Genomic DNA, 22,897 nt, shown 5'->3' on the forward strand with positions numbered 1-22,897 from the left:
CGCTCAAAATTGAGACTTTCGCCGGGTCCCACCATCGGCACATCGGGACTCGACTGGGCGCGGTGATGCTGGACTGCTGTCCCTGAACGTTCCTGCCACGGCGCTGACCTGGTGCGAGCCAAGGGGACGGAACCACGCGGCGCGTGTTCGAAATCGGTTGCCGTCGACGTGTCGCGTGCGGTGATACTCCTGCATGAGCAGGATTGCGCAGGTCATGGTGTTGGCGACGTACGCGGACGAAGTCATGGAGCCTCTCACCCGCTTTGACGAGTCACGCAGCTGGGCGGGCAAGTTCGAGCCGCTCGGGTTGTTCGTCGGCGGCTGGGTTATGGAGTTCTACAGGCAGTACACGCGCTCGGGTCTGTTGAAGCACTTGGAATCGCTGCCGTGGCCCAACCCCGAGCAGGTACAGGTACTGATCCATGACGAGGAGGACGACTGCTTCGGCCTGTGGATGATCTACGACGGCGCTCTCGTCGAGGTGCCGCTTCCTCGTGTACAGCGGTTCCACGCCCCGGCACCAACGTCAGATGAGTTCTCGCCAAGCCCGGGATATCTCTGGCGGACGGACGGGAAAGCCAAGGTGCCCGCAGGCTTCTCGACCGAACCTCAAGACCCGCGACCGGCCTGGTAGCGCAACAGCCCAAGCCATCCTGCCCGCCCCCACAAATACATGACGATGCCGCCGTGCCTGCGGCCCGCACAGCGCCGGCCGCTTACCCCTGCACCAAAGGCCCCCGCACGCCGTCTCAGGCATCGGCGGTGGTTCCGTCCCGCTCCGGGAGCAGTTCGGGCATCCCCTCCACCAGCACGACGACGGCGACGACCTCACCGGCGTCGCAGCGGCCGATCCACACGGGGTAGGTACCGTCCCCGGTGGTGGCGAAGGCCATGAGTTCGCCGCCGGAAGCCTCGTCCCAGGTGCGCTGCATGAACATGGAACCGTCGTCGATGTCCTCGTACCCGTCCAGGTCCGGCTCTCCCTGGATCAGCCCCCGCTCGTAGAGCGCGACGAGTGGCTCCCAGGCGGCGGCGTCGGCGAAGCAGCCGGTGGCGCCGTCGGTGTCGAATCCGGCGATCTGTTCCTCGATGAACAGCCGGGGGTCGTCGTCCGGACCCAGGGCCATCTCCCAGGTCGCGGCGGGGGTCTCGTCGACGAGCAGGCGTACCGCGGTGGGTCCCGTGGTCGTGACCTCCCTGTCCCGCCACTCGCAGTGGTAGCTGAAGCGGACCCGCGCCTCGTCGAGTACGTACTCCCCGGGCGGGACGGGGACGGTGATCGCCGGCTCTTCGTCCACGTTGTCCGGGCCGGCGACGGCCAGCAACCCGCTGGGCACGCGCAGGGTGCCGACCCGGCGGGGCTCCACGACGGTCTGCTCGGGGTGGTACCCGTCGGTCACCCGCACCCCGGGCCGGAACAACGCGCCGATCGGCCCGGGCTGCGCGGGCCGCGGCGGCCGCCAGCACGTGGCAGGGGCGTCCCCGTGGCCGCCCTCGGCGACCTCGGCGACCTCGAAGACCGGCGGCTCGGTGAAGCCGTGCACCTGCGCGGAGAGCAGCGGCCACTCCCCGAAGGCGGGCCGGACCATCCACTGCTCGTCGTCGCGGTGGGTGGGCGAGGTGGAGTACCCCCGAGGCTCCTCCGTCCGCCGCCCCCGACCGTCCGGGAAGAGGTCCACTATGACGCGCGGGCACTTCGGGTCGAACTCCGCCATCACCGGACCGGTGTAGTTCCAGGCGACCGTGTACCGGCGCAGCAGCCGCGCCGGGTCGTCCAGCAGCCGCATGTCCAGGTCGTAGGTGCGGCGGCCCTGGGCGTCGTAGACCCACAGCCCCACGTAGTGGTCCCGCCAGGAGACGAGCCGGACCTCCAGCGGAGCCTCCCGACCCGGCTCCCGGTACACCACCACGTACGGAAGCCCGGTGGCATCCCGCTCCCGGGCCTCCCCGGCCGACATCGGCCGCCAGGCCTCGCGGGCCTCCAGGTCCCACGCCTGCGCGTACCCCACCGCGACGACCATGACCGCTCCCTGTGCCTCGTACCTCGCGCCTCGCGCCTCGCGCCTCGCGCCTCGCGCCTGTGCAAGGGAGCCGCCGGCTGTGACAACGGCCGCAGGTCGTGTCCTTCGGGTCAGGCCGGATCAGTGAGCGGGGTCTGGTGCCGCGCATCACAAGGCCGAAGCCACGGCCGCCAGGGTCAGTAGGCCTCGTCCAGGCTGCGCTCGTTGACGCTGACGCAGCCGCCGTCGCGGTCGAGCTCGTCGAGCCAGACCTTCTCGTTCTCCGCGAGGTACGCGTGGAGGGCGCACGTGTTGCGCGCGAGGCAGGCGGGGATGTGGCATGCCTCCCTACTGCGGGCGGCGACGAGCCGTTGGCCGTAGCAGTGCACCGGCAACGGTGCGGAGTTCCTTTGGGTGCGCCGCCGCCTCGCGCCGGCGTCGCGACGCTGGACCAGGGGCCGTACCGCACCCGGTCAGGCGGGGGCCACGTCGGAGCCCCGCGTGCGCGTTCCCGCGGCCTCGTGCCGGAAGGAGCGGCGATAGGCGGCGGGCGTGGTGTGCACCAGAGCGTGGAAGCGCCGGCGGAGGTTGGCGGCCGAGGACAAGCCGGTCCTGGCCGCGATCGTCTCGACGGCCAGATCCGTCTCCTCCAGGAGGGCCCGGGCCGCCATCACCCGCTGCCGCAGCAGCCAGTTGCCCGGGCTCGTACCGAGCTGCTCGGCGAACCTGCGGGCGAGCGTGCGCGTGGAGACGGCCCCGAACGAGGCGAGGTCGTCGACGGTCAGCGGCTCGTGCAGCCGCTCGGCGGCCCAGTCCAGGACGGGGGCCAGGGAGTCGGGGGTGCGGTCGGTGAGGGGGAGCGTGGCGTATTGAAGCTGGCCGCCCTCGCGATGAGGCGGCATGACCATGTGCCGGGCGACCTGGTTCGCGTAGGCGGCGCCCTGGTCGGTGCGGATCAGGTGTAGGCACAGGTCGATGCCCGCGGCTGTGCCCGCGCTCGTGGCCACGTCGCCCAGGTCGACGTAGAGCACGTCCGGGTCGACCTGGATCCCGGGATGCCGCGCGGCGAGTTCGTCGGCCATGCGCCAGTGAGTGGTCGCCCTGCGACCCTCCAGCAGTCCGGCCTCGGCGAGCAGGAAGGCGGCGGAGCACAACGCGACAATACGGGCGCCGCGGCGATGCGCCCGCCGTAGCGCGTCCACGACGCCGGGCGAGGGAGCGCTCGCGCGCTGCACCCAGCCGGGGATGAGAACCGTCTGCGCGCGCTGCAAGGCCGACAGCCCGTGCATGACCGCCATGTCGTAGCCGGCCAGCGTCGGCAGGGGGCCGGGCCGCTCGGTGCAGACGTCGAACGTGTAACGGGCGGGCAGGCCTGGCCGGTTCAGGCCGAAGACCTCTGCGGCGCTGGCCAGCTCGAACGTGGACTGAGGCGGCAGGAGAAGGCACACCACGCGGTGAAGGCTCATGGCAGAAAAGTACCTCTCCACGTCAATCCTGACTCTGGGGCGGAGGCGGAGCGGCCGCGAGCATGATCTACGTGACTCAAGAACCCGACCTCGTACAGATCGTCCACGTCGATGACATCGACCCGACCGAGGTCGCTCCCGGCATCACCCGCAGGCGCTTGCCCGCCACGGAGTGGGCACGTGGGTGGGTGTACGACTTCGCCCCGGGTGCGCAATGGCCCGAAGAGGACGTGCACGAGACCGAGGAACGCTACTACGTGGTGTCCGGCGAGTTCATCGACTGCGGCCGACGCCTCGCGGCGGGCAGCTACGTGGTGTTCGCGCCGGGCAGCACGCACCGCCCGCGCACGGAGACCGGGGCGCGCATGATCGGGATCACCGTTCTCGGGTGACCGGTCGGCCGCGCCCGGCGCGCGGGCGCGGTGATGAGCCAGTCGGGTCGGGTCGGGTCGGGTCGGCGTCAGCCGGGGATGGCGGAACGCTTCTGTTCTGTGCACATGCCATGCCGGGCACGTGCACCCGGCCCGAGCGCGACCGGCAGACCCACCCAGTGAAGGGATTCTCCTCCCATGTTCGGCACACTCATGCTCATCGCCGTTCCCACCGTGCTGTTCCGGCTGCTCGGCGCCTTCTGCGTCGAACGGTTCGCGACCTGGCGGGTGTCCGTCCTGCACGGCCTTGCGGTCATGCTCGTGTTCACGGCGAGCGCGCACTTCGTCCCGTCCGCCCTCGGCCCCGTGCCCGGCCACCACGACCTGGTCGCGATGGTCCCGCCGTTCGTGCCGTTCCCCCGCCTCGCGGTCTACGCGACCGGCGTCCTGGAACTCCTCGGCGCCGCCGGACTCGTCCGGGAGTCCACCCGGCCGACGGCCGGGCTCGGCCTCGCCGCGCTGTTCGTCCTGATGCTCCCGGCCAACATCCACGCGGCCGTCGAGCAGATCCCGTTCAACGGGGAGCCGGCGACGCCGCTGTGGTTCAGGATCCCCGAGCAGGTGATCTTCATCGCCGTCGCGCTGTGGGCCTACGTCCCGACGCGCGGCGCGGCTGCCCGCAAGGCCGACGGGGTCCCGGCTTGGACGTCGTTTCGCGATGGCTCCGCGAGCGGGGGGCTCACACCGCCATCGCCACCGCACGGATCGACCACCGGCGACTGACCGAGTGATTCGACTTCTCCGTCGAGATACGGCAGTCGTATCAGACAGGGACGCCTTGTCCAGCCACCGCCCGTTCGGATGCTGCATGACTGCCACGATGCGCATCCGAATGATCACGAAAGGGTTTGCCGATGCGAGCGGCACTCAGAGCGTTCTTCGCAGCGCTCTTCGCCATAGGACTGGTTCTTGCTTCCGGGCCCAGTCCCGCGCAGGCCGACACTCCCGATGCGCAGAACTGGCCGAAGCCGAGGTTCATCAGCTACAACGTCTGCGGGGCCGCGTGCGCCATCTACGAGGGGTCCAAGGACGCGTGGCGCGACAAGATCGTGAACGCCATGGACGGCTGGGACGCTGATCTGGTCATGCTGCAGGAGATGTGTCACGGGCAGTGGACCCTGCTGCGCGACTCGCTGGAGGGCCGCCCCAGTGGCAACAAGTACGACTCGGTCTGGGGCGCGACACTGGCGTCCACGAGCGGGTGTGCGAAGTGAGGCACCGACACGCGTTACGGTCTGGCCATCTTCGCCAAGGGTGCCCCCGGTACGATCAACAACGGCACTCGGTCCGTCAACTTCCTTCCCGAGGAGACACCGGGAGAGGACCGTATCCTTCTGTGCGCCAGGACGACCGTTACCGGGCGCACGGTCCGTGCCTGCAACACTCACATCGACTGTCCGCAGAGCGGGGATCGCTGCCGCAGCGGTGAAGCAACCGCTGAGCCGGGGTGTTCACCCAAGGTCAGCGAACCCGGGAAGATCGATTACATCTTCCTGAGCTACTACTGGTTCACCACCGTCCGCGGTGACTCCGCAGCCTGCACTCCGGGTATGTCGGACCATCACCTCCTGCGTGGCGCCGCCGCCTGGGAGCACTGACCGCAGCAACCGCGGCCCCTCAGGAACCGCACGGTTCCCGAGGGGCCACATCTACTTCAAGGACGGCGGAACCCGCGCCGACCAGCTCGAAGTCGAGTTCACCGACATCGACTACATCGAAGTCTCCTTCCGGAACGCTTCCGCCTGACCAGTCCTGCGTCGCCGAGGTGTGGCCGCATCTCTGGGCCGCTCGTGTGAGTCGAACAGCACACAGACGTGGAAAAATGGTGAAAATGGGGCACTGGTCGGGGCACTGCATGCCGTGTGCCGCGGCCCCGGAGGAGCTCCTGGAAGGTGAGGTGGCCCAGATGGCGGAGCCTTCGTCCGAGGCCCAGGATGCGGGGGCCGTCGAGGCCGGAGGCTACCGGCAGGAGCTGAAACGCACGCTCGGCCCCTTTCAGGTGTTCGCGATCTCGTTCGCGTTCATCTCGGTGGCGGTCGGCATCTTCGCGACGTACGACGAAGTCCTGCTGACCGCGGGGCCGGTCGGCATCTGGCTGTGGATCGTCGCGGCCGTGGGGCAGACCCTCGTGGCGCTGGTGGTGGCACAGTTCGCGGCCCGCATCCCGCTCAGCGGCTCCTCGTATCAATGGGCCTCGCGGCTGGCCAACCCGAAGATCGGCTGGTGGTTCGGCTGGCTGACCTTCTGCTACCTGGCGATCGGCGTGGTGGCGGTCGACAACGCGCTGGCGAGCCAGGCATTCATGCCCCTCGCCGGCATCACACCGGACGAGGGCACCGCACGCCTGATCACGCTCGTGGTGCTGCTCGTCCAGACCGCGCTGGCCGTGGCCTCCACGCGCCTCGTCAGCCTGATCAACACGGTCGCGGTGGGGCTCGAACTGGCGCTCGTCGTGGTGGTGGCTGTCGCCCTGGTCATCGCCGTCGCGGTCACGGGCGACGGCTCGGCCGGCAACCTCACCTCGCGCGGTGTCGTCGAGCACTCCCCCGACTACTTCGCAGTCGGCGGCGGGTTGATGCTTGCGATGATCATGGGGCTCGCGACACTCGTCGGCTTCGACTCGGCCGCGAACCTGGCCGAAGAAGCCAAGGATCCGTTCCGCACCGTTCCACGCGCGATCGTGGGATCGGTCGTAGCGGCCGGTGTCCTGGGATTGCTGTTCCTGATCACGCTCACCGTCGCGATCGACGACATCCCGCGCATCAGCAACACCGGCTCACCCGTCGCGGCGATCATGCGTGACCAGCTCGGTCCGGCGATGGAAAGGACGCTGCTGGTCGCGATCACCATCGCGTTCTTCGGCGCCGGGATCGTGGCGATGGTCGCGTGCTCACGGCTCGTCTTCGCCATGTCGCGCGACGCGCGCTTCCCCGCCCACCGCCTGATGCGGCGCGTGAATCCCCGCACGAGGACGCCCATCCCGGCGACCGTGCTGGTCTTCGCCCTGGGCGTCGTCCTGATGGTCGCGCTGCCCGGCGCCGCCCTGCTGGAACTGATCACGGCCTCGACCATCCTCCCCGCACTCACCTACGGCTCGACGATCGTGCTCTACCTGGCAGTACGCGGACGCCTGAGCCGCCAGAAGGGGGCCTTCAACCTCGGACGCTTCGAACTGCCGGTCGCGATCTGCGCCCTGGTGTGGACACTCTTCGCGTTGTTCGTACTGGTCGCCCCGGAAGAGGCATTGGTCTCCGTCGTGATCGTGGTGGGCCTCCTGTTCCTAGGTGGACTGTTCTTCGCCGCCATGCTCACGTTCGACCGCCAGGCACTGGAGACGGAGCCGGGTGAGGTGGACTCCTTCACCAAGTGACCGGGAGACGTCCGGCTTGCCGCTCCCCGCCGCAGACTGCCGGCCGGCGAAGGACGCGGCCGGTCGAATCAGACCCGCTGTCCGCCGTCCCACCTCGACGCCCAGGGGGCCATGCCGACCGTGGCCGGCCGGACCTCGGGCCGGCCGGACCTCGGGCCGGCCGGCCGCCGCCGTCGCCGCTCGTCAGCCTGCCCGCTCGAAGGCGAGGTCAGCACTCGGGGCCGACGTGTCAGGCGACCAGCTCGTAGATGCTCCGGGCCGTCAGCCACAGGCCGGCGAGCAGGGAGAGCGTGACGATCAGCTGCTCCTGGTGCTGCTCCAGCCAGCTCCGCAGGGCGTTCAACCGGGCGTCCGCGGCCGCGGGCGCCCAGACCGCGTACATCTCCATGACGATGAGGCTGAGGGTGGCCAGCAGGCAGTAGCCGGTCAGTGCGAGCCAGTCGGTGGCGGTGGAGAGGTCCGCGTCGACGGCGGTCGCGGCGCCGGCGCCGACCAGTGCCCAGGGTTGCAGCAGCCATGCCAGGCCGGCTGCGGTGGCCGGGGAGGCGTTGTCGATCCGGGCGGTCCAGCGCGGTGGGCCGTGCGGGCGGGGCGGTCGGCGGTGCCGGTGGGCGCCGTACAGCACCAGAGCCACGCCGATGGCGAGTTTCGCGGCGATCGCGGCGGTCGAGGGCGCGCTGTGACGGGCCGGGGGCTGTCCGCCGGTCAGCAGCATCACGCAGGCGATGACCGCGATCAGGTTGGCCAGCCACGACAACAGGAACGCCAGGCCCTGGCGGACACCGTGCCGTGAGGAGAGAAGCAGGATGAAGGCACTGTTGTGCAAAGGCCCCAAGGTGACGGCCGTACCGATCACCACCAAGTCGAGGACCATCGGATCAGCCGCTCCTGGGTGTCAGGACCCTCTGCCACGTGTGGACGGGCGGGACCGGTCGGCAGAGTCGGGCGGCGGTGCTGCGGTGCTGCACCCCGACTCTGCAGGCGGCGGCCCGGCCGGTCAAGCAGGCCACGCCCGGATTCTCGCCCGTGTCAATCCGGTCCTCAGACCGCGTTGGAGATCTGACCGATGCCGTGTTGCCGGAGCTGCTGCTCACCACCGGTCGAGGAGCTCGTGTGTCAGCGGAAGCCGACCTCGGTGAAGGCACACCCACCCCGCTCTGCGTGAGACAGTGCCTGTCGAGATAAGAGCGTCGGCGCCTGCCGGACGTACTGGCGGTAGCCGGATGCGCCGAACTTCACATCGAACGCATGGCCTTCGTGGTGCCAGAGCACAACTCCTCAGGAAGCGGGAGCGCCCTCCACCGAGGCTGCGACGTCCTTCAGGTCCTGGGCGATGGCCTTGGCCACGGCCTTGGCGCCCAACGCGCCGAACACCTTGGCGAGGAGTCCGCCGAACCCGCCGGGCGGCCGGGCCGAGAACGTCATCCGTACGACGGTCACTTCGGGGCTCTCCGCGCGCAGCGTGAACTCCGAGATGTAGTGCGTCTTGTGGGACTCGGCCTCGACGACATAGCGCTCGGCGACCGTACAGGCCGTGACCCGCATCTCCTCGGTGGCCTGCTTGCCGAACATCCGCCGTGTCTCACGCCACCGTGTACCCACCGCGAATGGTCCATCGCTGAGCACCTCCACGCTGTCCACGCCGCTCAGGACGGCCGGCATGTTCGCCAGGTCCGTCAACCCCTGCCAGACCCGTTCCGGGGACGCGGTGATCCGCCGTTCCACCGTCACCTGCGGATTACCCATGGCCTCGCTCCCTCGCGCATGGGGGCCCGACCGGGCCCCGTCTCGACCCATGGAAACAGCCGGGTCGGACATGTGCCCGCCTTGAAGCAGCGGCGCGGCCTCGCCACCGCTCCGACGAAAGCGCCGAGCCCTACCAAGCAGCGGTCACCCTCGCACCGCGCGCCAGCGCCCCGGTGCCCCGGTGGCCCGGGAGCGGGATGCCCCCGCACTCGCGCCGCTTGCACATGCACTCCTCCCCGTGCCCGCATCCGGGTCGGCCAGGACAGCCCCAGCCGGAGTCCGCCTGCCCTCGACCGGAACCTCTCGGACACCAGGCATCAGGGAGTGGAGGGTCGCGTCCACGAGGCGGCCCACCAGGGCAGTACCCGAGGTCTACTTCCAGGAGGTGCCGGCCGTCAGGCGGTTCAGGTGCCGGGCGACGGCATGTGTGCCATCGCTCTCGCCGATCCTCTGCGTGCGTCCCGCGCCGATCACGTCCCCCTGTGGGTCCGCAGTGGAGAGAGCCGGTCGGGCAGGGTGCTCACGTCACCAGGTGCAGCGACGTTTCCGCGATGGCCAGGCGTACGCTCTGGCCCCAGGTCAGCTCCAGGGCGTCGCTCTCCATCCCGTCGCCGAAGACCACGATCCGGTCCGACTCCACGGTCAGCTGCAGCCCCTGCCCCCGCCCCAGCTCACCGGCGACCTTCGTCGTTCCGGTCGTGGGGGAAGGCCAGGCCTCGCGCACGAACCACAGGAGCCGCCGGTCGCAGGGTGCGGGCAGTCCTGCGGAGCTGCCGCGCTCCAGCCACAGGGAACGCAGCCAGCCGGTGGCGCCCGTGCCGGTGCCCACCAGCACCCCGGAGGATGCCTGGGCCTCGCCCGGGCCCTTCTCGCCGTCGGAGCCCAGGCGGTAGCGGGCCGTCTGGTGGCCGGGCGAGCCCAGGTAGATCTCGTTCAGTGCGAGGAGGCGCTGGGTGTCGTCGGCGACGGCCTCGACCATGGTCAGTTCCTCCGCCCGGCTCCCGGCGGCGGTCGCCGCACGCAGCAGGGCGGGCGCGTCGGCGCAGCGGTGACGGACCAGGACCCCCGGATTGCGTCCCGGGTCGGTGTCGATGCCGACCACCGGCTGTCCGCGCAGGTACTTCGCGGTGTTGGCGACCAGGCCGTCCTGGCCGACCACGACGACCACGTCCTCCGGGGCGAACAGGAAGCGGTCCAGGTCCGCCCGTTCCACCCGGGAGCTGCGCCAGGTGAGCGGCACCGCCGCCGCCACCTCCCGCAGCGCCTGCCGCGTGCGGTCGTGGCGGCGTACCACCTCGTCGATCGACCGGCCCCGGCTGGAGAGGAAGAACGCGGCCTGCCCGTGCGTCCCGTGCCGGGCGAGCAGTTCCTCGTACTCGGTCCTGCGGTACACGAGCACCGCCCGCGGGGCCAGGCTCACGCGCCCGCGCCGCCTTCCGGACGTCCGAGCCTGGAGAGGAGGCCGGTGAGGACGTCAGGAGAGAGCGTGATGCTCTCGATCCGCGGCAGGTTCTCCGCCAGCCGGGTCACCGCCAGGGCGTGCAGCGTGCCCGGGCCGGCTTCGTCGTGCACGCGCAGCCAGGCGGCCTGGACCTCGGCGCGCGCGGCGCCCGTCTCGCGCGCCGCCTCGGCGTCCGCGCGGGCCAGGCGGACCTTGCGGGCCGCCTCGGTCTCGGTGCGTATGCCGTCCGCCGCCGCCTTCTCCTCGGCTTCGCGGCGGGAGTTGGTGCCGCGCTGGTCGATCAGCTGCTCCTCGCGCCTGGCCAGTTCGATCTGGCTGGCCAGCTCGTTCTCGGCGATGGCACGCTCGCGCTCGACGGCGACGGCCCGCCGTTCGTAGGTGGCCCGGTCCGCCTCCTGCTGGATCTGCTCGCGGGCCGGGGTCCGCAGGGCGCGCTCGACCTCGGCCTCGGGGCGGATCGCCACGACGCGCACGGTCACCACATCGATGCCGGTGGCCGGGAGTCTGGGCTCAGCGGCGAGACCGGCGGCGACGCTCCCGCGCACGGAGGCGACGCCGTCCACCAGGGCGACGGCCAGCGGAGTCCGGGCCAGTACGTCCAGCGTGTGCTGCTGCGCGGTCTCGGTGAGGAGAGTGGCGATCTGTTCCAAGGGAGCGCCGCGCCAGCTCCCGGTGTCCGGGTCGACGGAGAAGTCGAGTCGGTTCGCGGCCTCGGCCGGGTCGCTGATCCGGTAGGTGACGGTGGCCTGCACGGCGACGTCCTGGAAGTCGGACGTACGGGCGTGGAAGGCCATGGCCAGCTCCCGGTCGTCGACCGGCACTTCGGAGAGCGCCGCCGACAGCGACCGGTACCAGAAGCTGAGCCCCCGTCCGTCGTGGACGAGTCGGCCGCGCTTGTGGTGGCGGATGTGGGCGGTGGGCGCGGAGCGCAGATGACGCCAGCCGAAGCGCCGGGTGATGTCGGCCATGGCTAACCCCCTTCATTTCGTCAGTACGACGATAACGAGACGCGCCCATATCGTCAAGGGGACGAAAAGAAGGTTTCCGGGGAGCTGCCCCGCCGGCAACGGAAGCCGCTCGAACGGGTCCTCGGCCTGCGGGACGGACTGCCCCCGAGCGGTCTCATGGTCCGTGCGTCCGCACTGACCGAATTCGGCCGCGCCTGCGAGGCGACCGCCCGCACCCTGCGCCTGAATCCGGGCGACCTGGTCGTGATCGACAACCGCGTCACCGTCCATGGCCGCACCGCCTTTCGGTCCCACGCCTCCAGCGTGGCGAAACCACCGCGACCCGACCCCGCGGGCGCCCCACCGGCCTGGCCCGCCTCCTCCGTCCGGACTTCCTGGGCGACCACTCCCCAGAGCCGGACGCGGTCCTCACGTCGGGCAGCCGTTGGCCGGCGGGGGCTTGCCGCCCTGAAGGCTGAGCGCGGCCACGTTCTTGGCAACGGTGTTCTCGGAGACCTGCCGGCCTTCCGCCCACAGATCCAAGGTGATTCGCAGCGAGCCGTAGGTGTTGCCGGAGGCCGTGAAGAAATGACGGATCGCCTCCCTCATTCGTCGCGTTCGGAGTTGCCGGAGCCCCCGGCTGCCTCTGCGTCTGCGTCTGCCTCACTGCAGCCGCCGTCACCTCGCACGCGGCGATCGCACCCACAAGGTCACGACGGCTTCGCGTCAGCCCTGCTCACGTCAAGCGACGCGCCCCAGGGAGATCCACATGGTGAAGGCGTAGAGGAAGTCGCCTCGGTCCGCAGACCGGTCCACTGATGAGCAGAAGCGGTCGAACAACTCCTCCGACAGGTACTCTCGCATGAGGACGCGATTGAAGATCGGTGCCACAACTCCCGCATCCGCCGGAGAGAGGAAGCGAAGCGTCACGGGCAGCACGCTGGTCTCCCGCAGACCGGACCTCACCATGCGCGACCGGACGCACCGTCCGGCAGAGTGGCCCGGGAAGAAGCTGCCGACCACTTCGTCCAGGTGGTCGAAGCCGTCTCCGACGGACGAGGACCAGTCGGTGTCGATGACACACACCCGGCCTCCCGGCCGCGTTACCCGGGCCAGTTCGGCGATCGCGGCATCAGGGTCCGCCAGGTGCTGCACCACTCGTTCGCAGCGCACTCCGTCGAAATGGCCATCCGGAAAGTCGAGCGCCGTGACATCCCCGGACTGATACGTCACCGGCCCGCCGTCATGCCGGGCCTGGGCGACCGCCACCGCCTGCTGGGACCGATCAATCGCAAACACGGCGCCGGCGCTCCCCACCTGCGCTCCGAGCTCTCGCGCGACCTCTCCTGCACCACACCCGGCGTCCAGCAACCGCTCACCTTCGGACGGCGCGAAGATCGCCGAAGCGGCAGTCCGGACTCGCTTCATCTCCGGATGACCGGCCACGACATCGAGATAATCGATGATTTTCCCTCGCATCTCCGCGGATACGGCATCGATGCGAGCGAACGCGTTATCGGTAGGCCTGATATTCATTGATTCCTCTTCGTGTTCCAACCAACAATTTCCCTCATGCGCCATGGACGACCGTCGGCATGGTGGATATTTCTTCACGAATGCGGAATGCCGCACGCGTGAACGTAGGGTCGGCGAGCAGCTGCGACCAGCGCCGCCCCCGCTCCGGTTGCCGCGAGACGTTGCGCTTGCCGCTGAGCCCTGCCGTTCCGGGCCCGACGACGGCGGGAACCCCGAGGGCCACTGCGCCAAAAGTGGCGCCGGAGCCGCCTTGCCGTACGACAGCCGAGACGGTATCGAGAGCGCCCGCGCCAGCGACAGCAAAGGCAGTCACAGGATGTTCCTTGCTCGATCGATGGGAAGCAGCAGGCGCCCGCTCGCGTCCTTGCGATCTCTACCGCGCGTGCGACACATCGCTACCGCCCCTCGAGCTGCTCACTGTCATGTACCGATCGGTTGACTGCAGGCAGCAGCCAGGGCTGAACCTCGGCCCTTAAGAGCATATGCTCGCATACGCCGGTGAAGCACAGCAGCAGGTGCTGCTGCTGTGCGGAACGACGCTGATCCGGAGGGCCGTCGGCCGACTTCATGGAGGTGGCACACGACCTTCGTCGGCCCCTGGGAAAGACCGGCGGAACCGAACAAGCTCACGCCGGCCAGGGTCCGCAGGGCGTTCAGGAACCCACGTGCGAACGTGCTTCGACCGACGCCACTGTCGGACACGCTCCGTATGCTGCCGCCCATGAGCATGAACGGGGATACCTGCGCGTCACGCCTGCCGAACTGGACCGGGCCCTGAAGGATCCCGAGTGGGCGCGGGATCTCGCCGAGGAGATTCAGGACGTGCAGGCGGAGGGTGAGCCTGCACCGGCAGAGGCGCGGCACTTCACCACACAGGCCGAGGTCTACCCCCAGATCTGGGACTCGCCTGCCTCACTGGACGGCCGAGCAGGCCGTAGAGCTCAGCCGCGGACCCCCATGGATCAGAAAGCCGCCTCACAACGACCGGCCCGGTGACCCTGTCGGTTGGGTAGGCGGCGCCGGCGCCGGCGAGGGATCAGCCCGCCGCGTCGCCCGCGTCACCACCTCGTGCAGGAGCCGCTCGGCGGCCCTACGTGAGCGTGAGTCCGTGCAGCGGACCGGAGAAAGCGCCTTCCATGCCCGCACGCGACGGGTAGCCTGCCCGGTCATGGCACCTTTGTCTCTGATCGTCCTCGGCGCGGGCGACCGCGGCACCGGACACGCCCGCTGGGCGCTGAAGCATCCCGATCGGGCCCAGGTCGTCGCCGTCGCCGAGCCCCGGCCAACGCGGCGTCGGCGATTCGCGGCCGAACACGGCATCGCCGCCGACGGAGCGGTCTGCGACTGGCGGGAGCTGGCCGCGCGCGGCCGGATCGCCGATGCCGTGCTGATCTGTACGCAGGACCGGATGCACCTGGAGCCCGCGCTGGCCTTCGCCGAACTCGGCTACCACATCATGCTGGAGAAGCCGATGGCGCTGGACGAGCCGTCATGTCGCGCCATCGTCGACGCCGTCGAGCGGGCAGGGGTGGTCCTGGCCGTCGGCCATGTCCTGCGCTACACCCCTTACACCCAGGTGTTCAAAGACGTTCTCGATTCCGGACGGCTCGGCGACGTCGTGAGCGTCCAGCACACCGAACCGGTCGGCCACTGGCACCAGGCGCACTCCTTCGTCCGCGGGAACTGGCGCCGTACGGACGAGGCCACGTCCATGCTGATGGCCAAGTCCTGTCACGACCTGGACTGGCTCCAGTACGTCATCGGCCAACCCCCCACTCGCGTCTCGAGCTTCGGACGCCTCTCCCACTTCACCCCCGCGAACCGCCCTGCCGGCGCTGCCGACCGCTGCCTGGACTGCTCCATCGAGCCGCAGTGCGCCTTCTCCGCCCGGCGCATCTACGGGGAGCGGCTGGCCGGTGGTAACCACGGCTGGCCGCTGTCCGCCGTCGTGGACGAGCCGACCGAGAAGGCACTCGACGCGGCTCTGCGGTCCGGTCCCTACGGCCGCTGTGTCTATGCCTGCGACAACGACGTGGTGGATCATCAGGTCGTGGCAATGGAGTTCGCCGGCGGCACGACGGCCACCTTCACCATGACGGGTCTCAGCCAGATGGCCAATCGCCGTACGGTGGTCTTCGGCACCCGGGGCGAGCTGCACGGCGACGGCGCCACCCTGCGCGTCCACGACTTCCTCACCGGACACGACGAGATCATCGACACCACGCCCGCGGGCGGCATGTCCGCCGCCGGCGGCCACGGGGGCGGCGACGCCGGACTGATGGACGCCTTCGTCACGGCCGTCGCAACCGGCGATGCCTCGCTGGTCCGCTCCGGCCCCCGTGAATCCCTCCTCAGCCACCTCGCAGTCCTCGCGGCCGAACGCGCCCGACTCGCGGGAACCGTCGAACACGTCATCCCCCGCGCATGACCGGTCATACGAGCGTTTCGTGCGGGGACGGTAGGAGCAGCGCGCGGGTGAGCTCGGGGGCATGGGCGGCGAAGGGGCCGAGGTCGGTGGCGCGGGCGTAGGCAGGGTGGTGTCGATAGGTGTCGAGCCGGTCCAGGGCCCGCAGACCGTAGTACGCGGACGGTTCCGCCGCCGCAACGCGTGCTGAGTGGGCGGTTCCGGCGGCGACGGCCGGGAGGATCTGCTCGAAGAGGGCGTGACAGGCGCGGATCCCGCGGAGCATGACGTGGTGGTATCGGTCCTCGGGCCCGATGGGGAAGCGGTGTTCGGCCAGGACCGGACCGGTGTCGATGCCGGCGTCAACCTCGTGGGCGGTGGCGCCGTACTCCGTGTCGCCGTGCAGCAGGGCGAACAGGACGGCGACGGAGGGCAGTCCGCGATGTCGAGGCAGTAGACCGTTGTGGATGTTGAGGATGCGCAGGCCGTCGGCCCGGAGCAGGGGCTCCCGGAAGATCTGCCGGTTGTTGAGGGACCAGACGATGCCGTCGGTGCAGGCCCGGGCCAGCGTGTCGGCGTGGGTGTTGATGTCCGCCGCCGCGAGGTGGGGTGCGTCGGCGGCCGCGGCGTCCAGCGGGTCGGCGGAGCAGACCAGGTCGACCGGGTGGCCGCGGGTGGCCGCGTGGGTGACGGCGCGGCGGAGCAGGGCTCCCTCTCCGACGAAGATCATGCGGCGGCCTCCTCGCGGGCGGCGGTCAGGTGTGCGCAGACCTGCCCGAGCGTCAGGTTCCGTACGAGGCAGTCGAGACGGCCTGTGAACCGCTGGGCCTGACCGGGAGTCAGCAGGTCCGAGGAGACGGCGGTGACCATCTCGACGAGGGCCAGGGAATCGCCGCCGAGGGCGTGGAAGTCGGAGTCCGCCGACAGCAGTTCGCCGTCGACGCCGAGGATCTCCGACCAGTGGTGCCTGACCCGGGCCTCCAGGGTGGCAGGTGGGGACGCGACCGGCGCGGTGTGGGCGAAGGGGTCCGGTAAGGCGTCGAGATCGGCCTTGCCGCTGACCGTGCTGGGCAGTGTGTCGAGCACGACGACATGGGCGGGGACGAGGTACGCGGGGAGTGTCCGGATCAACTCGGTCCGCAGGGCCCGGGCCAGATCCGCGCGTATCGCGGGGCCGACGGTGGCGTCCGGCAGGACGTACGCACAGAGCACCGCCGCCGTGGAGTGCGGGCGGCGACGGGGCACGACGACGGCGCGGTGGACGGCGGTGTGGGCTTCGAGGGCGGCGACGACCTCGGCGGGGTCGACGCGGTGCCCGGCGATCTTCATCTGCTCGTCGATGCGCCCGGCGAACTCGACGGAGCCGTCGGCCAGTCGGCGTCCGAGGTCACCGGTGCGATAGGAGCGGACGCCGTCGGGGCCGGTGGTGAAGGGGGAGGGACGGCCGTCGGACGGCCCGAGGTAGCCGCGGGCCACCTGTACCCCGCGTACGACGATCTCGCCGGTGCGGCCGGTGTGGTCCGGTCCGCTGCCGATGGTCTCGCCGTCGGTGACGAGGTCGACCTGGGCGTACGGGCCGGGGAGGCCGATCGGGACGGTGGCGCCGGTCTCGCCACCGTCCACGGTGTGGGCGAGCACGGCGACGGCCGCCTCGGTGGGCCCGTACGCATTGATCACACGGCAATCCGCCCCGAAAGCGGCGCGTGCGGACCGTACGGCGGCGGGGGTGAGGGGCTCGCCACCCAGCAGCAGGGTGCGCAGGGAGTGCGTGTGACCGCTGCCCGCGGCGCCGAGGAGGGCGAGGTGGGAGGGCGTGAGCGCGAGGGTGTCCGCGCGGTGCTCTGCGACGAGCTCGCGCAGGGCGGCGGGTGAAGGGGTGCCGGGGGCGAGTACGGCCGTGCCACCGGCCAGCAGCGGCAGGAAGAGGGGGAAGCACGAGATGTCGAACGCGTAGGAGGAGGCGAAGCCGAAGCGCGTACGACCGGTGACCCGGCAGACGTCCGTCATCCAGCGGACGAATCCCATGAGGCTTCCGTGCTCGATCTGCACGCCCTTGGGGCGGCCGGTGGAACCGGAGGTGTGGATGACGTACGCGAGGTCCGCGGGCCGCACGTCTGCCGAGGCAGCGGGTCCGGCAGCACGGACCTCGCGGACATCCTCCGTGTCCGCGTCCGCATCCGCATCCGCGTCCGTGTCCGGGCCGGTGCCGGGGTCAGAGCCAGGGGCAGGACCGTCGAGGAGGTCCTCGACCGCGAGCAGGGTCCCGGGTACGAAGGGGGCGAGTTCCTCGGCCAGGTGTCGCCCGGTCAGACAGAGCGCGACGGCTGATCCCTGGAGGATCTCTCCGATCCGTGCGCCGGGATGGCCGGGGTCGAGCGGCACGTAGGCGGCGCCCGCCTTGAGGATGCCCCACAGGGCGCACACTCCGGCGGACGTGCGGTCGACGACCAGCCCCACCAGGTCCTCGCGCCCCACGCCGCGCCGCGCGAGCCGGGCCGCGACGGCGTCGGAGCGCCGGTCGAGTTCGGCGTACGTGACCACGCCCTCGGGCCCGTCGAGCGCGGGCGCGTCGGGCGTGCGGGCGGCCTGGGCGCGGAAGGCGTCCACGACGGTGAGCTTGTCGGCCGCCGGATTCGAGTCCGGGACGGCCGGATCCGCGACGGCCGCCGGATTCGGGTCCGGAACGGCCGGATCCAGGACGGCCGCCGGATTCAGGTCCGGGGCGGCCGGATCCAGGACGGCCGCTGGATTCAGGTCCGGGGCGGCCGGATCCGCCTGCGGCAGCGCCGCCTGTGGTGCGGGGCCCGTGGCCGAGGCCTCTCCTGCGGGACCGCGCGCCGGTATGGCTGCCGACGCGGGAGGAGATGCGGTCGCCGGAGCGGCCGCCCGACCGTCGGAGCCGGTCGCGGTGCCCGGGTAGAGCCGCGCCGGCGTCGCCGACCGGGCTTCGTGCGACCCCGCGAGTACGCCGCCCCCTTCGGCATCGGCATCGGCATCGGCATCCGCATCCGGCCCGGCCCGGCGAACTCCCGGGGCCATGTCCTCGCCCTCGAAGCCGGCCAGGACCGTGCCCAGTAACTCCGCGGCGCGGGCCTCGAGGTCCCGGCCCCCGCCGCGAACGCCGAGCGTGATCTCGGTCGCCGTGCCGCTCTCGGCGGCCACCAGGGAGAGCGGGACCAGTGGGGCATGCACCGGCAGCGCGTAGACCGTCGACGCCGTGAAGCCGCCGCCGGAGAGTTCCGCCAAGTCCAGGCGGCCGAGGTGGGAGACGACGGCCGAAGCGAGGTGCCGGTCGGTACGTGAGGCCACGGCCTGGGCGGTGCGCAGCAGCCCGGCGGTCACGGGCAGCGGCAGCGGCGCGAGGGCGGTCTCGAATCCGGCGGCGAGTTCACGGCCTTCGGCCAGGGCGGTCAGCAGGGTGGTGTGCGCGGCCGTCCAGTCCGCCCCGGGCCGCAGGTCCAGGAACAGTGGCAGGCTCAGGTTGCCCGTGGCCGCGATCCCTGGGCGGTGGCGGCGCAGGTCGACGGGGACCATGACACGGGTGTCGATCCGCGCGGCGTCGGTCAGGGCCTGGGCGAGGCGGGCGGTGAGCGCGGGATGGCGGCCGGGCAGGGTGCGGCGCAGCCACAGTGTCCGGAGGGGGCGGCTGCCACCGCTGCCCGGGCCAAGCAGAACGAGCGGACCGAGCGGGGAACGCCGGGGAGGACTCGGCGTGGGCCGCGGCCCCTTACTGCCGAGCCGGCGCAGCAGCCCGATGTCGGTGTCCGCGTCGAGCGCGGGCCGGGCGGGCTCGCCGCGCAGGGCCCGGAAGACCTCCCGTACCCAGGTCAGGGCGCCGTGACCGTCCATCACGGCGTGCGAGGCGCTGAAGACGACGGTGGTCGCCTTCCCGTCCGCGCCGGGCACGATCAGCACCTCGCAGCCCGGCGGCACCGCTCGGCGCGACGGCCCGGTGGGCAACTCGACCGTCCCCGGCGCCGAGTCGGCGTACGCACCGGCGCGCGGTACCTCGTACCGGACCTGCGGCAACGGCCCTTCGGCGCGCCACATCGCCCCGGCGCGCACGAGCCGCGATCCCGGGCACGACTCGGCGGCCCGTGCCAGGGCTGACTGGAAGTGCTCGGGGTCGGGTACGCCGTCGCCCTCGACGACGATGCGCAGAGCCATGGCCCCGCGGGCGTCCCCGGCGGCGAGGTAGAGGCGTTCGGTGGGCGATACCGGGCGCCGGTAGCGGGCGTCGGCACGGCCACCGACACCGGCACCCGTACTCGCACCCGCACCCGCACCCGCACCCGCACCCGCACCGACCTGAGTGGATGTCATGACTGTGTGTTCCCTTGTTCGGTGTGTTCGGGTGCGGGGCGGCGGGCCGGTGCGGCGGTACCGCTCCGGGCGGCCGGGCCGGCGGTCCAGGCGGCGACGCCGCCCACCTCCGTCACCCATTCCTGCAGCGCTCGCAGCCCGTCGGTCTGGGTGCGCGGAGCCGTGTAGCCGAGGTCGTGTCGGGCGGCATGGGTGTCGTACGTCGCCGAGCGGGTCAGCAGCGCCATCATGTAGCGGCTCAGGGGCGGAGCCGCCTCCGTACCGCCTCTTCCTCCGCTGCCCGCGGACCGGTGGCGCAGGTGCCAGCCCGTCTCGACCGCCGCGGCCATCGCGCGGCCGAGGACGAGCGGGATGCGCGGGGCGGGCGGCGGGCAGTCGAAGAGGGCGCCGACCCGGGCCAAAAACGGCCACAGGTCCGTCTCTTCGCGGTCCACGACGAAGTAGGCCTTGCCGCCGACCTGCCCGGCGGGGGCGAGCACGGCCCGCAGGCAGGCGTCCACCGCGTTGTCGACGTGGCAGAGCGAGACCAGCACCCGTTTGCCGCCCGACAGGTCGGGCAGTCGTCCCGCGCGCATGGCGTCGACCATGCGCGGCAGGAATCCGGCGTGGTCGCGCGGCCCCCAGATGCCGCGCGGCCGTAGGGCGCAGGTGGTGAACTCCGGCCCGTCCGCCGCCCGTACGTACTGCTCGGCGATCGCCTTCGTCTCGCAGTAGTGGTTGAACCACCGCTCCGGGTACGGGGTGCTCTCGTCGATGCCGAGACGGTCGCCCTCCCGTACCCGCATCAGCGCGCTCGGGCTGGAGACGAACACGAACCGCCGCGCGCCCGCCGACCGCGCCGCCGCCAGCAGCCGCTGCGTACCGGTGACGTTGGCGGCCTCGAACTGCGCGCGGCTGCCGTGGTCGACGACCCGCGCCGCGCTGTGCAGGACCGCCTCGCAGCCCTCTGCCGCCCGCCCGAGCGAACCATCGTCGGTGAGGTCGCCGGTGACGACCTCGACGCCGGGCAGGGAGCGCAGCCGTGCGGCATCGCTGCCTCCCCGTACGAGGGCGCGGACCTGATGGCCCTGGCGCAGCGCGCCGTCGACCAGGTGCCCGCCCAGGAATCCGGATGCTCCGGTGACCAGGATCTTCACAGCGCCCGCCACCAGGTCGCGCCGTAGAGCATGGTGCGCCCGACCACCGCGGCGGTCCCGTGTCCGGCCGCCCTGCCGCGCGGCAGCGCGAGCGGGATCTGCGCGGCGTGCACGCCGATGCTGAGGAATGCGTCGGCCCACCACAGCCACCGCAGCACCGGGATGTCGGGGACTCCCCCGGCCGCGGCCCACACCGCTCCGCCGACGAGGTACGCCCATCCGGCGAGCGGCACGATCCGGACCGCGCGGCGACCCGGGGAGGATGTGGGCCGGGCCTCCTGCTGCTCGGCCCAGCGGGCCAGCTCCTCGCGGCCGATCTTGGCGTTGTGCCGGATGTCCACGGGGAAGGCCGGGTGGCGCAGGAACTCCTGGAGGCCGGCGGTCGCGGCGTGTGCCCCGGCCATCGTGCGCAGTTCGGCGACCAGCTCCGTCCATGTGCTTTCGTCGAGCGCTGCCCCGTCCGCCCCTGTCTCGGTCTCCACGCAGACGACGGGCCGTTGCGCTCCGGCCGGCCCGATGCCGACCAGGGCGGTGCGCCGGACCAGGGGGTGGGCGTTGAAGACTCCCTCGCAGCGCACGGTGTGCAGGTCCCGGTAGCCGGTGCGGACCCGCTGTGCGGCGCGTCCGCAGAACCACAGCCGTCCGTCGGCGTCGAGGTGGCCGAGGTCGCCGGTCCGGTGCCAGGTGCGGGGGTCTTCGCCGCCGGGTCGTTCCTCGGTCACCTTGTGGGCGGCGTCGGACTGGGGTGCCCGGTGGTAGCGCCGGCTGACGGAGTCGCCGTGGACCAGGATCTCGCCGACGCGCCCGGTCGGCAGGCTGGTTGTGGAGTCCAGTCGAGCGAGCGGGCCGTCGGTGACGGGGGCGATGATCACGCGGGTGCCGGGGACGGGCCGGCCGACGCAGGTCCCTTCGCCCGCGGCGGCGCGGGCCGCGGTACCGCCGCTTCCGCGGCGGGTGTCGGTGTCGGCACCGGCATCGGCGTCGACATCGGCGTCGTCACCGAGGATCTCGGCCGCCTCGATCGAGGTGATCGGCAGAACCTCCGTGGCCCCGTACGTCACATGGATCCGCGCCTTCTCGTCGAGTACGCGGCGCAGCGCGGCCACGACCGCGTCTGGCACGGGGGCCCCGCCGGAGACGACGCAGCGCAGGTCGGGCAGCGGGTGGCGGCCGCGAGCGGCGCCTGTGAGGTGACCGGCCAGGTTCCGCAGCAGGGCCGGCGAGGCGAACATCGTGGTGACGCGGAATCGTTCCAGCGCGTCCACGAGCAGCGCGGGGTCCGCCTGGGCGACCCGGGCGGGGGCCAGCGGCGCGAGGACCAGGGTGGATCCGTAGACCAGGTCGAGCACCCCGTAGAAGGGCAGCGTGACCAGGGATACGTCGTCGCGGGTGCGGCCGTGGACGGCTTCTATCTGGCGGGCGATGGACAACGCCATGCGGTGGGTGTATTCGACTCCCTTGGCGGGGCCCGTGCTTCCGGTGGTGAAGCCGATCATCAGCAGGTCGTCCCCGCCGGCCGGTGCCGCCGCGTCCGCACGGCTTCCGGTCGCGGGGGTGGTGCGCAGCGCGGAGAGGGTGTGGCCGCGGCCGAGCCGGCGCCGTCCCAGGGTGACGGGCACGCGTACACCGGCGAAGGTACGGCGGCCCAGGACGCGCACGAGCTGGGCGAGGGGCGGCCCGATGAACGCCTCGGCGCCCACGGCCCGGTAGCAGTGCAGCATGCGCCGTACCCCCATGCCGGGATCCACGACGACGGGCACGGCCCCGACCCGGAACAGCGCGAAGCAGAGGGCGAAGAGCTCCGGCCCGGGTGGGGCCATCAGCACCGTCCTGGTGCCCCGGGTGATCCCGGCGCGCCGGAATCCGCGGGCCAGCTCCTCGACCGTCTGCTGTAACTCGCCGTAGGTGATGGTGCCGTAGCTGCCGGAGCCTCGGCCGTCGGGATGGATGACGGCAGGTTTGTCGGGAAAGGCACGGGCGTTTCGCTCGAGCCACCCGGCCACGCTGTCGGTAACGGTGGCCGGCTGCTCCGCGGCCCGGCCGCCGCCGTCGGTCAACCTCGTCTGCGGCACGGGG

The 22,897-nt window shown here is 71.5% G+C and carries 20 protein-coding genes and 1 pseudogene; 8 read left to right on the forward strand and 13 right to left on the reverse strand.

Annotated features, from left to right (window positions below; all coding sequences use genetic code 11):
• Nucleotides 1-193 precede the first annotated feature (193 nt).
• Complete coding sequence (locus OG534_RS01385; RefSeq protein ID WP_326586211.1) at nt 194-634, forward strand: hypothetical protein; 441 nt, start codon at nt 194-196, stop codon at nt 632-634.
• Between the two features lie 115 nt (nt 635-749).
• On the opposite strand, the gene OG534_RS01390 is transcribed toward OG534_RS01385, so the two are convergent.
• From OG534_RS01390 to OG534_RS01400, 3 genes are all read right to left on the reverse strand, one after another.
• Nucleotides 750-2,021, reverse strand: a complete 1,272-nt coding sequence (locus OG534_RS01390; protein ID WP_326586212.1) for a DUF4241 domain-containing protein — start codon at nt 2,019-2,021, stop codon at nt 750-752.
• Nucleotides 2,022-2,197: 176 nt separating this feature from the next.
• The gene (locus OG534_RS01395; protein WP_326586213.1) at nt 2,198-2,395 is read right to left on the reverse strand and encodes a hypothetical protein; all 198 of its coding nucleotides are present in this window, start codon (nt 2,393-2,395) and stop codon (nt 2,198-2,200) included.
• 78 nt (nt 2,396-2,473) lie between these two features.
• Nucleotides 2,474-3,466, reverse strand: coding sequence for a GlxA family transcriptional regulator (locus OG534_RS01400; protein ID WP_326586214.1), 993 nt, complete (start codon nt 3,464-3,466; stop codon nt 2,474-2,476).
• Nucleotides 3,467-3,537: 71 nt separating this feature from the next.
• Between OG534_RS01400 and OG534_RS01405 the strand changes: the two genes are divergently transcribed.
• The 5 genes from OG534_RS01405 (at nt 3,538) to OG534_RS01425 (ending at nt 7,267) form a co-directional block, all read left to right on the forward strand.
• Nucleotides 3,538-3,858: a cupin domain-containing protein gene (locus tag OG534_RS01405; protein WP_326586215.1), complete on the forward strand. Its 321-nt coding sequence runs from the start codon at nt 3,538-3,540 to the stop codon at nt 3,856-3,858.
• A 177-nt stretch (nt 3,859-4,035) separates the two neighbouring features.
• The gene (locus OG534_RS01410) at nt 4,036-4,620 is read left to right on the forward strand and encodes a DoxX family protein (protein ID WP_326586216.1); all 585 of its coding nucleotides are present in this window, start codon (nt 4,036-4,038) and stop codon (nt 4,618-4,620) included.
• Nucleotides 4,621-4,751: 131 nt separating this feature from the next.
• On the forward strand, nt 4,752-5,111 hold the full coding sequence (locus OG534_RS01415; protein WP_326586217.1) for a hypothetical protein: 360 nt from the start codon (nt 4,752-4,754) through the stop codon (nt 5,109-5,111).
• Nucleotides 5,112-5,469: 358 nt separating this feature from the next.
• Nucleotides 5,470-5,643, forward strand: a complete 174-nt coding sequence (locus OG534_RS01420) for a hypothetical protein (protein ID WP_326586218.1) — start codon at nt 5,470-5,472, stop codon at nt 5,641-5,643.
• Between the two features lie 160 nt (nt 5,644-5,803).
• Nucleotides 5,804-7,267 carry an APC family permease gene (locus OG534_RS01425; protein ID WP_326586219.1) on the forward strand — a complete coding sequence of 488 codons (1,464 nt, stop codon included), beginning with the start codon at nt 5,804-5,806 and terminating at the stop codon, nt 7,265-7,267.
• 229 nt (nt 7,268-7,496) lie between these two features.
• Here the strand turns inward: OG534_RS01425 and OG534_RS01430 are convergent, their stop codons facing one another.
• The 4 genes from OG534_RS01430 to OG534_RS01445 form a co-directional block, all read right to left on the reverse strand.
• Nucleotides 7,497-8,141 (reverse strand): GAP family protein, encoded by a 645-nt coding sequence (locus OG534_RS01430; RefSeq protein ID WP_326586220.1) that lies wholly within the window; start codon nt 8,139-8,141, stop codon nt 7,497-7,499.
• 404 nt (nt 8,142-8,545) lie between these two features.
• Nucleotides 8,546-9,013 (reverse strand): SRPBCC family protein, encoded by a 468-nt coding sequence (locus tag OG534_RS01435; protein WP_326586221.1) that lies wholly within the window; start codon nt 9,011-9,013, stop codon nt 8,546-8,548.
• 520 nt (nt 9,014-9,533) lie between these two features.
• Nucleotides 9,534-10,433: a hypothetical protein gene (locus OG534_RS01440; protein ID WP_326586222.1), complete on the reverse strand. Its 900-nt coding sequence runs from the start codon at nt 10,431-10,433 to the stop codon at nt 9,534-9,536.
• Nucleotides 10,430-11,443 carry an SPFH domain-containing protein gene (locus OG534_RS01445; RefSeq protein ID WP_326586223.1) on the reverse strand — a complete coding sequence of 338 codons (1,014 nt, stop codon included), beginning with the start codon at nt 11,441-11,443 and terminating at the stop codon, nt 10,430-10,432. Before OG534_RS01445 ends, OG534_RS01440 begins: the two co-directional genes overlap by 4 nt.
• A 156-nt stretch (nt 11,444-11,599) precedes the next feature.
• Between OG534_RS01445 and OG534_RS01450 the strand changes: the two are divergent.
• Nucleotides 11,600-11,722: pseudogene (locus OG534_RS01450) on the forward strand (TauD/TfdA family dioxygenase); the annotation flags it as partial.
• 129 nt (nt 11,723-11,851) lie between these two features.
• Here OG534_RS01450 and OG534_RS01455 read toward each other — a convergent pair.
• Together OG534_RS01455 and OG534_RS01460 are read right to left on the reverse strand one after the other, a co-directional pair.
• Nucleotides 11,852-12,031, reverse strand: a complete 180-nt coding sequence (locus OG534_RS01455; protein ID WP_326586224.1) for a transposase — start codon at nt 12,029-12,031, stop codon at nt 11,852-11,854.
• 132 nt (nt 12,032-12,163) lie between these two features.
• Nucleotides 12,164-12,979 (reverse strand): methyltransferase domain-containing protein, encoded by an 816-nt coding sequence (locus OG534_RS01460; RefSeq protein ID WP_326586225.1) that lies wholly within the window; start codon nt 12,977-12,979, stop codon nt 12,164-12,166.
• A 1,147-nt stretch (nt 12,980-14,126) separates the two neighbouring features.
• On the opposite strand from OG534_RS01460, the gene OG534_RS01465 reads away from it, so the two are divergent.
• Nucleotides 14,127-15,386 (forward strand): Gfo/Idh/MocA family protein, encoded by a 1,260-nt coding sequence (locus OG534_RS01465; protein WP_326586226.1) that lies wholly within the window; start codon nt 14,127-14,129, stop codon nt 15,384-15,386.
• 4 nt (nt 15,387-15,390) lie between these two features.
• On the opposite strand, the gene OG534_RS01470 is transcribed toward OG534_RS01465, so the two are convergent.
• From OG534_RS01470 to OG534_RS01485, 4 genes are read right to left on the reverse strand one after another with little or no spacing between them, the layout of a single operon-like run.
• Nucleotides 15,391-16,092, reverse strand: a complete 702-nt coding sequence (locus tag OG534_RS01470) for a formyltransferase family protein (RefSeq protein ID WP_326586227.1) — start codon at nt 16,090-16,092, stop codon at nt 15,391-15,393.
• On the reverse strand, nt 16,089-19,685 hold the full coding sequence (locus tag OG534_RS01475) for an amino acid adenylation domain-containing protein (protein ID WP_326586228.1): 3,597 nt from the start codon (nt 19,683-19,685) through the stop codon (nt 16,089-16,091). The genes OG534_RS01470 and OG534_RS01475 overlap by 4 nt, the downstream gene beginning before the upstream one ends.
• Nucleotides 19,682-20,833: an NAD-dependent epimerase/dehydratase family protein gene (locus tag OG534_RS01480; protein WP_326586229.1), complete on the reverse strand. Its 1,152-nt coding sequence runs from the start codon at nt 20,831-20,833 to the stop codon at nt 19,682-19,684. Before OG534_RS01480 ends, OG534_RS01475 begins: the two co-directional genes overlap by 4 nt.
• On the reverse strand, nt 20,818-22,893 hold the full coding sequence (locus OG534_RS01485; RefSeq protein ID WP_326586230.1) for a fatty acid CoA ligase family protein: 2,076 nt from the start codon (nt 22,891-22,893) through the stop codon (nt 20,818-20,820). The genes OG534_RS01480 and OG534_RS01485 overlap by 16 nt, the downstream gene beginning before the upstream one ends.
• Nucleotides 22,894-22,897 lie beyond the last annotated feature (4 nt).

The organism is Streptomyces sp. NBC_01294 (assembly GCF_035917235.1).
GTDB classification, from domain to species: domain Bacteria; phylum Actinomycetota; class Actinomycetes; order Streptomycetales; family Streptomycetaceae; genus Streptomyces; species Streptomyces caledonius.

Bases quoted from the DNA above. Each gene is read 5' to 3' on its own strand.
- OG534_RS01430 (WP_326586220.1), bottom strand. From the start codon at position 8,141: ATGGTCCTCGACTTGGTGGTGATCGGTACGGCCGTCACCTTGGGGCCT.
- OG534_RS01410 (WP_326586216.1), top strand. From the start codon at position 4,036: ATGTTCGGCACACTCATGCTCATCGCCGTTCCCACCGTGCTGTTCCGG.
- OG534_RS01390 (WP_326586212.1), bottom strand. From the start codon at position 2,021: ATGGTCGTCGCGGTGGGGTACGCGCAGGCGTGGGACCTGGAGGCCCGC.
- OG534_RS01400 (WP_326586214.1), bottom strand. From the start codon at position 3,466: ATGAGCCTTCACCGCGTGGTGTGCCTTCTCCTGCCGCCTCAGTCCACG.
- OG534_RS01415 (WP_326586217.1), top strand. From the start codon at position 4,752: ATGCGAGCGGCACTCAGAGCGTTCTTCGCAGCGCTCTTCGCCATAGGA.
- OG534_RS01385 (WP_326586211.1), top strand. From the start codon at position 194: ATGAGCAGGATTGCGCAGGTCATGGTGTTGGCGACGTACGCGGACGAA.
- OG534_RS01475 (WP_326586228.1), bottom strand. From the start codon at position 19,685: ATGACATCCACTCAGGTCGGTGCGGGTGCGGGTGCGGGTGCGGGTGCG.
- OG534_RS01455 (WP_326586224.1), bottom strand. From the start codon at position 12,031: ATGAGGGAGGCGATCCGTCATTTCTTCACGGCCTCCGGCAACACCTAC.
- OG534_RS01425 (WP_326586219.1), top strand. From the start codon at position 5,804: ATGGCGGAGCCTTCGTCCGAGGCCCAGGATGCGGGGGCCGTCGAGGCC.
- OG534_RS01445 (WP_326586223.1), bottom strand. From the start codon at position 11,443: ATGGCCGACATCACCCGGCGCTTCGGCTGGCGTCATCTGCGCTCCGCG.
- OG534_RS01465 (WP_326586226.1), top strand. From the start codon at position 14,127: ATGGCACCTTTGTCTCTGATCGTCCTCGGCGCGGGCGACCGCGGCACC.
- OG534_RS01470 (WP_326586227.1), bottom strand. From the start codon at position 16,092: ATGATCTTCGTCGGAGAGGGAGCCCTGCTCCGCCGCGCCGTCACCCAC.
- OG534_RS01435 (WP_326586221.1), bottom strand. From the start codon at position 9,013: ATGGGTAATCCGCAGGTGACGGTGGAACGGCGGATCACCGCGTCCCCG.